This is a genomic window from Streptomyces sp. NPDC058459 (assembly GCF_042721685.1).
GTDB lineage: Bacteria > Actinomycetota > Actinomycetes > Streptomycetales > Streptomycetaceae > Streptomyces.
In genome coordinates, this window is sequence record NZ_JBHXLV010000413.1 from 1 (window position 1) to 1,541 (window position 1,541).

2 protein-coding genes are annotated in these 1,541 nt (G+C 71.1%); one reads left to right on the forward strand and one right to left on the reverse strand.

What is annotated here, in order from left to right; genetic code table 11:
* Positions 1 to 114: 114 nt before the first annotated feature.
* Positions 115 to 945 (reverse strand): DUF4397 domain-containing protein, encoded by an 831-nt coding sequence (locus tag ACFWN1_RS33215; protein WP_384370474.1) that lies wholly within the window; start codon positions 943 to 945, stop codon positions 115 to 117.
* 282 nt (positions 946 to 1,227) lie between these two features.
* Here ACFWN1_RS33215 and ACFWN1_RS33220 point away from each other — a divergent pair.
* Positions 1,228 to 1,541: hypothetical protein (locus ACFWN1_RS33220; protein ID WP_384370476.1), on the forward strand; the 314-nt coding region annotated here is incomplete at its 3' end.

Genomic DNA, 1,541 nt, shown 5'->3' on the forward strand with positions numbered 1-1,541 from the left:
ATCGTTACTTTCTCCGTGGGAACCAGGGGCCAGGGGGACGTCGTTGCGCGCGGCGGGGGTGCCGTAGGTGGCCGCACCCCCGCCGTCTCGGGCGTCCGGGGGGACGCTGCTGCTTCAGCGGCCGGCGCGGAGCCTGCGGAGCAGCAGGACCGATGTGATCGCGGAGGCGCCGGCCAGGGTGAGGGCGCCGGCCGGCGTGTTCCCGTCGCCGGTGGCGGCCTGTCCGCTCCCGCCCGCCGGGACGCCGCCGGGAGCGGAGTGCATGCCGGTCAGTGTCTGCGTCTTCAGCGCGAGGCTCTTGTCCTTGGCGCTTCCCCAGGCGTAGACGACCGTGTTCGACCCCTCGGCGAGGCCGAGGTCCGCCGGTCCGACGGCCACGGTGCCGGTCCCCGCCAGCACCACATCGGCGGAGACAGTGCCGGCCGGGACCTCGGCCTTGGCCTCCCCGGGGTTGACCAGGTTCTTGAACACCGGCTTCCTGCCCGCACGGACATCGACCGCCGGCGCGGCGGCCACATGCCGGACGGTGAGGCGGGCCTTGCCCGCGGGCACCCTGGAGACGTCGTTGACGAAGGCGTCCAGGACCGGCCTGCCGTCCTCACCCAGGTGCGCGACCAGCGTGGCGTTCACACCCGCGGGGACATCGACCTTCTTCTCGATGGCCGGGGTGCCCTTCGGGCCGTCACCGTCCTTGAATATCCTGATGTCGTACGAACCGGCGTCCAGTTCCATCGGGCCGGTGAGCGTGCCCGGCCTGAAGTCCGGGATCAGCTCCTTGCCACCCGCGTAGACATCCACCGTCAGGCCGGGCACGGCATGCAGCACCGACACCGTGGCCTGCCCCCCGCCCGCCCCCGCACCGGCGACCGCGGCCCCACCCCCGACCACGGACAAAACAACGGCGACACCCGCCGCGACGACGGCACCCTGAACGCGAACACTCATGACAGTCTTCCTTCCGACCAGCAGCCCAGCGGACGAGTCGAGGACACATTCCGCCACCGGCCCCGGAACGGTTGCAGCAAAAAATCCAGCGGACCCACCGGCCGGACCGGCACGTCATCAGCTCATGACGCCCCGTCAGTCATCAGCGCGCAGCGATACGCACCCCAGCACGCGAACGGGCCCAGATTTTTTCGGCCCACACCGCATCCACTTCCGCCGGAGCGGCGGAACACATCGCCGTCATCCGCTCACCGGTACGACCATCCTCAGGAGTGAACCGCTATGAAGCGCACCGTCCTCGTCACCGCCGCGTCCGCCGTCGCGGCCCTGGCGATCGCGGCACCCACCGCCTCCGCGACCCCCCACACCGTCCACGTCAAGAGCGGCCACACCTCCGTCACCGTGGCCCCGGCGATCGCCAAGGCACTGCTGTCCAACGGCATCGCCCCCATCGTCACCCGCCCCGGCAAGCCCTCCCTCACCACCGTCGGCCACCAGCCCACCCTCAAGGCCACCTACCCCGTCACCGGCGGCGCCCTGACCACCAGCCCCCTCGGCGGAACCATCAAGCACACGGGCGGCCTGAAGTTCACCAA

Bases quoted from the DNA above. Each gene is read 5' to 3' on its own strand.
- ACFWN1_RS33215 (WP_384370474.1), bottom strand. From the start codon at position 945: ATGAGTGTTCGCGTTCAGGGTGCCGTCGTCGCGGCGGGTGTCGCCGTT.